General features: G+C 45.6%; 4 protein-coding genes. All 4 read right to left on the bottom strand.

Features of this window, described 5'->3' with window-relative positions:
- Positions 1-353 precede the first annotated feature (353 nt).
- From DS742_RS08500 to DS742_RS08485, 4 genes are read right to left on the bottom strand one after another with little or no spacing between them, the layout of a single operon-like run.
- A complete protein-coding gene (locus DS742_RS08500) occupies positions 354-1,514 on the bottom strand; it encodes an NADH-ubiquinone oxidoreductase-F iron-sulfur binding region domain-containing protein (RefSeq protein ID WP_170313397.1) in 1,161 nt (386 codons plus the stop codon).
- Positions 1,511-3,628 (bottom strand): FAD-dependent oxidoreductase, encoded by a 2,118-nt coding sequence (locus DS742_RS08495; protein WP_117416564.1) that lies wholly within the window; start codon positions 3,626-3,628, stop codon positions 1,511-1,513. Before DS742_RS08495 ends, DS742_RS08500 begins: the two co-directional genes overlap by 4 nt.
- Before the next feature lie 52 nt (positions 3,629-3,680).
- Positions 3,681-5,042 carry an MFS transporter gene (locus DS742_RS08490; protein WP_117416563.1) on the bottom strand — a complete coding sequence of 454 codons (1,362 nt, stop codon included), beginning with the start codon at positions 5,040-5,042 and terminating at the stop codon, positions 3,681-3,683.
- A gap of 20 nt (positions 5,043-5,062) precedes the next feature.
- Positions 5,063-6,031 (bottom strand): flavodoxin family protein, encoded by a 969-nt coding sequence (locus DS742_RS08485; protein ID WP_117416562.1) that lies wholly within the window; start codon positions 6,029-6,031, stop codon positions 5,063-5,065.
- Positions 6,032-6,044: the final 13 nt, after the last annotated feature.

Here is a 6,044-nt window from a genome sequence, read left to right as displayed (position 1 = left end):
ACCGAAATTGTAAAAACATTTTGTTAAGAAAAAAATTTAAGGTGTACAAAAAAAAATCACCTTTCGTAAAATAGAAAATTTCTATTGGAAACGAAAGGTGATTTTCGTATAACAGAGTCAGAGGATCAGTTTCCTTATTTTGATTTTACATCCGGAACATAAGCACAATGGTTCATGGAAAAGACACCCTGCTTCATGATTTCTGCACACTTTACCCAGCCAAGCCAGTAAATTTTTATTAAACGTTTCATCTTAAACACTTCCTTATTATATACTTCGCATTTATTTTATCACTTTGCAAAATATCAAACAAGGCTCTGCCTGCATTTTCTACTTAATGCAATAAATTACGCCTATCTTTTTTTAAATTTACCGCACTTTACCAGTCTTTCAGGAAGTTTAGGCAGCTTTCCTTCCGTTTCAACAATTGCATCTGCTTTGCATATCTCCATACATGCTCTGCATCCGGTGCATTCCGTACTGTCTATCATGTGAATATACCCTGACTTTCCTTCTATACAGCCTGCCCGGCACCGATCCAGGCATTCCATACAGCCGGTACAGAGAACAGGATCTATATAGATTACTGATTTCAAAAAGCAAACACCTGCAGGACATTTTTTTCTCTTATTATGTGCCATATATTCATTAGAAAAATGTTCCAGAACTCCCAATGCCGGCTGTGCACCGTTCTGCCCCAGAGAACAAAGGCATCCATGCTTCATTGCAAGTCCTATTTCCCGGATCAGTTCCGGATAATCGTTTTTCCCTTTCCCTTCGGCAGTATCTTTATACATGGCGTGCAGTTGTAAGAGTCCTTCCCTGCAGAACACGCATTTTCCGCAGCTTCTTTCCCTGTTTTCCAAAAGATCTTTTTCCACCAGACGGATCATGCAGTCATTTTCGCCAAGTATCTGCACCATTCCATTGTCCAACTCTGACTCATCCAGATTCATCTCCAATGCATGATTATCATAGATACGGTTACCAATCAGGACTCCTTTTCCCTTTTTTGTGCCGGTCAGATCTCCAACAGAGGTATCAGGAGACACTCGCTTCAGACTGCCTCCATTTACAGAAACATAAATACTTTCCTCATATGTACCTTCTAAACAATCAGCAATCTCAAGCATGGTCACCAGATGGCAGATAACAGAATCCTCATGCTCTCTTACATCAATTAATCCAATCCTTACTTCAATGCCGGCTGCGCTCACAAACGTTTCAATCCGTTCCTTTACATGTATTGCATATTCTGGGATATAAAATATTTTCTTTCCGGCTCCCAGTAGCAGGGCCGCAGATTCCATTCCGGTTATCAGCTGATTCACACCTTCTTGTGTATCCAAAAGCTGAAGCAGAACCCCGGATTTATCGCTGTTTCGCAGACCGACCACAAGGCAGCTGGCCTGACGCCTGGCAAAGCTTTCTGCAAGGGAAGGTCCTTTTATACCATAATCCTTTAATTGATAAGCCGATAGTACTCTCATCACATCATCACGGCGGTCACTCATACATCCGTTCCCTCCTGTCCGGAATAATCTCCCCACAGTCTGGGCTGGGCAATATTTAGACGCAGATCGCACTGCAGGCAGCGTCCGGTTTCCAATGATACGCATTCCCCGATCCCCGTGTCAGCTATATTAAAATTAGCAACCCGTTGTTCTGCAGGCAGCAATTGGGACTCCTGCCGCTCCCTGTAAGCAAAACCCGGACAAGATCCGATATGGGGTGATACAGACTCATCCGGAGCCAGTTTCTCTGATATATCTCCATCACCTCCAAGATAACGGTCTATTTCTGAAGCCGCCTCTCTTCCGGATGCAATTGCTGCAATTACTGATTTTGTTCCATATACTGCATCACCGGCAGCAAAAACGCCATCACAGGATGTTTTAAGGGAATGTTCTTTTACCTGTATGCAGTTTCCTCTTCCCAGCAAAAGACCTGACGTCTCATCAAGATCCGGCCTCTGCCCCACAGCAAATATCACCGTGTCAGCTTCCAGATGCAGCTCAGTTCCTTCCTGTTTTTCAATAACAGCCTTTCTCTGAACATCAAAAGTAAAGGATTTTACCTTCATAAAATCTACTCCTGTGACCTTTTTTGTTCCGGTAATCCGTTCAAAAGTATGTGCAGGATAGATCCCAATTCCTTCCTCCTCAGCCTGAAGAATCTCCTCTTCATCGGCTGTCATGGCCTCTCTGGCTTCCAGACAGGCAAGTAAAACTCGTTCTGCCCCCAGGCGTTTCGCTGTCCTGGCACAGTCAAACGCTACATTTCCGCCGCCCAGAACAACCACCCTGCTTCCTAAATCCACCGGTTCCCCAAGATTTACCTGCCTGAGGAAATCGGTATTTAAAACCACACCAGGCAGATGATCTCCTTCCATCGTTAGACGGATTCCCTTGTGGCTTCCCACTGCCATCAGCACAGCATCATATTCCTTTAGCAACAATGACGGATTTTCTACTTTTACAGATGTTTCAATCCTTACACCGGCTTCTGTAATCAGGGCTGTCTCTTTTGTTATTACTTCTCTTGGGAGGCGGTATGAAGGAATTCCATAGCTCATCATACCCCCAACCTGCGGAAGTGACTCCTTAACCGTAACCTCATGCCCCTGCTTGCGAAGATAGTAGGCTGCTGTCAGACCTGCAGGTCCGGCACCCACAATGCATACCTTTTTTCCACTGTCTTTAAGCTGCTTTCCTTTTCCTCTCCAACAGCTTCCCGTATCATGCTCCGCAGCATACCGTTTGATATTTCTGATGGAAACAGATTTATTAATCTCCCCTCTTTTGCATTCCAGCTCACAGGCATGGCTGCAAATATGCCCCAGGATCTCTGGAAAGGGAGCTTTTTCCCGGACTACGGCTGCCGCCTCATCATACCGTGCTTCCCCTGCAAGCCTGACATATCTTGGAATATCAATGTGGGCAGGGCAGCCGTAGCGGCAGGGGACAATTCTGTCCTGTTTTGATCTGCGCTCCTGTCCCTCTTTCCATTTGTCACGGATTGCTCCGGTTGGACAGACCTCAGCACAGGCTCCGCAGAAACGGCAGTCTGCATCAGCCAGAAGCTTTTCGTGAACTGTGCCCACATACGTTTCCAGCCCTTTCTGCCGATAATCCAGTACGTGAACTCCCCTCAGCTCCTGACATGCTCTGACACAGCGGCCGCAGAGAACGCAGCGGTTCATATCATGGACCAGAAGGGGATTTTCCTCTTCTGTCCGGAATCCCTTAATCCTCATTTTCAGCCTGCCTGTCTTCGGACCGATATACTGGATCAGAGTCTGAAGCTCACAGCTGCCGTACTTGGGACAAGTGGAACAATCCTCTGGATGACCGGTTAAGATCAGTTCCAGAGAAAGCATACGTAGCCTTGCAATCTCCTCACTGTCAGTCCGGATGTTCATTCCAGTCTTTGCTATTAAATTGCAGGAGGTGACCGGTGTCTCCCCCCCATCTACTTCAACCAGGCACATCCGGCAGGAGCCTAAGGGCTTTAAATCCGGATGATGACATAGATGAGGAATATAAATTCCCGCATCAAGAGCGCAGTCAAGCACATTCCTGCCATCTGGTACTTCCATTCTTTTACCGTCTATGGTTATGACTGCCATGAATCATTCCTCCCTGTTTCCCTTTTGTCTTTATCAATACTAAAACTCCTTATTAATCTGCTTTCTGTTTTGCCATATTCCGTTCATAGATTGCTTTCCTGATCCCCTCCATCTTATCATCGGAGAGATTGTACATTGCAAGCGGTATGATTGACAGGAGGAAGAACAGCATCGGCACCAGATTGGCAGCTATGTTAATTCCATTTTGAACTCCGGGGGTGGGATCCTGCCCGGCCGCATAACCAAACCAGCCGATAATAGCGATCCCCAGTGCACTTCCGATTGCTGCTGCCACCTTGGTTCCAAGGCCGTTCATGGCAAATGCCGTTCCGTCACTTCTGACCTGATTTCTAATGTCATATTCGTCTATGGAGTCAATGATCATTGCACTTCCGCAAGGTCCAGCAACGTAGCCTAATCCGTAGATAATATGGCACAGGAATAAGTAAGGAATGTTCTTATATGGGCCGAAAAACATAAGAGCCATTGATACGGACTGGAGCAGCATAGCCAAAATACATGTATTGCGCTTTCCGATCTTTTCCATTACTTTTGGAGAAATCGGCATGATGATTGTACCAACGATCATCTGCATCATCATAAACAGAGTAATGAAGCGGTAATCCTGAACACAGTAAATGTAAAAATATACAGCTACACCAATGCGACCGAATAGTCCGGCCATGGAAATGATCGTATAGGCAATGGTAAGCATTAAATTTCTGTTTTTCAGAATCGCCTTTACGGTCTCTTTTACCGGCACCTGATCTTCCTTGCGGACAGTAATATTTTCTTTGCAGAAATATGCCACAAACCAGAAAATCGGAAGGGAGATGAGCGCATATAAGGTTGCCGTTTTCTGATATCCGGCTGCCTGTAAGCCGCCGCCTAAAAATTTCACAAGAGGCAGTGTACAGAGATTGAGAATAATCATACCCGTTGTCATTCCCACCATCTGTGCGGCATAAAGCCGGTTGATACTTTTCGGTTCATTGGTCATAACAGCCGGCAATGCTGTATAAGGAACATTTAATACTGTATAGCTCATGCCAAGACCAATGTAAGTAATATAGGCATAAATCAGCTTTCCTTTCTCACCAAACCCAGGTACTGTAAACGTGAGAATTGTAAAAACCACCAGCAGAGGGGCTCCTATAAAAATATACGGACGAAACCTTCCCCACCTGGTACTTGTTCGCTCCATGATTGCCCCCATCATGGGATCATTCATTCCATCCCAGATCTTGGCCACCAGCATGAGAATTGCAACTGCCCCGGTTGCCAGCCCAAACACATCCGTATAAAACAAAATCAGATATGAACTGACCATTGTCCAGGATAACTGTGATGCAAAATTACCAAGACCGTAAACCCCTATTTGAACCGGTCTTATTTCATTTTTGTTTGTCCCCATCTTCTCCCTCTCCTATTCCGTCACTGATTGATGAATTCATCAAATTTCTCATACTTCTCCAGCATCTTTGGCAATGTATCCTTATGTTCCTGAAGCTTTGGAACACAGATCTTAATCATTCCCTGTATCTCATGATAATGCTCATACAGTCCGTTAATGGTCCATCTGGCACGATTTATCTGCTCTTCACTGAATTTTACTTCTATTTTATTGTCCTTTAGCTCCAGATTTCCGCTGATTCCGCAAACAGGACATTCCACAATTGCAGAGCGGGAGGGAGAAATGCTCAGCTGATTGCAGTGGCAGACCGGACAGATTCCCTCTTCCCCAAGCCATTCCACTTCATCATAGGGTTTTCCCACTGACTGGGCAATGGCTCTGCCCAGGTTCTGGCACTGCTCCATCAGATGGCTGTCAAACACGGGATTGGCCCTTCTTCCCTGATCATAGGCATCAATCTGTCCTACCACCTTCATATGGCAGGAAAAACCGAACAGATTGAGCATGGGAAGTCCCATGGATACCCAGTTTTGGGTAGACGCTCCGCCTACTGAAATATATCCGATATAACGGTCTTTAAAATATCTGGCATCCAAAAGTTCCTCTCCGGTTTTCCCGGCTTCCACCCTCTTTTTCTGTTCTTCCAAAAGAGCCGCCCTGTCATGGGCAGGACAGAACCGGTCAACAAAGTTCTTAAACTGACCCACAATTCCTACCGCATATACGGGAGCAGCAATGATAATTCCGTCTGCGTTCAGCACTGCTTCTTCCAGTTTCTCATAGTCATCCTTTAAAATACACGCTACCTGGCCCCCCCGGTCCCGTTTCGTGCTGCAGGCTCCGCAGGCTTTGCAGTGCCCGATTTCCATATTAATGGTGTTGATAAATTCCACTTCAGCTCCGGCTGCTTTTGCCTGAAAAAGAGCTTCCTTTACCATGATGTCTCCGCATTTCATCTTTCGTCCGAATGATATTCCCAATACTTTCATTTATTTCCTCCCG

It is taken from the genome of Lacrimispora amygdalina, from assembly GCF_003432035.1.
Taxonomy (GTDB): domain Bacteria; phylum Bacillota; class Clostridia; order Lachnospirales; family Lachnospiraceae; genus Lacrimispora; species Lacrimispora amygdalina.
This window is presented reverse-complemented; position numbering and strand designations above follow the sequence as displayed.

What these genes read in the sequence shown, in the direction of transcription:
- DS742_RS08485 (WP_117416562.1), bottom strand. Translation starts at nt 6,031, where the DNA reads ATGAAAGTATTGGGAATATCATTCGGACGAAAGATGAAATGCGGAGAC.
- DS742_RS08500 (WP_170313397.1), bottom strand. Translation starts at nt 1,514, where the DNA reads ATGAGTGACCGCCGTGATGATGTGATGAGAGTACTATCGGCTTATCAA.
- DS742_RS08495 (WP_117416564.1), bottom strand. Translation starts at nt 3,628, where the DNA reads ATGGCAGTCATAACCATAGACGGTAAAAGAATGGAAGTACCAGATGGC.
- DS742_RS08490 (WP_117416563.1), bottom strand. Translation starts at nt 5,042, where the DNA reads ATGGGGACAAACAAAAATGAAATAAGACCGGTTCAAATAGGGGTTTAC.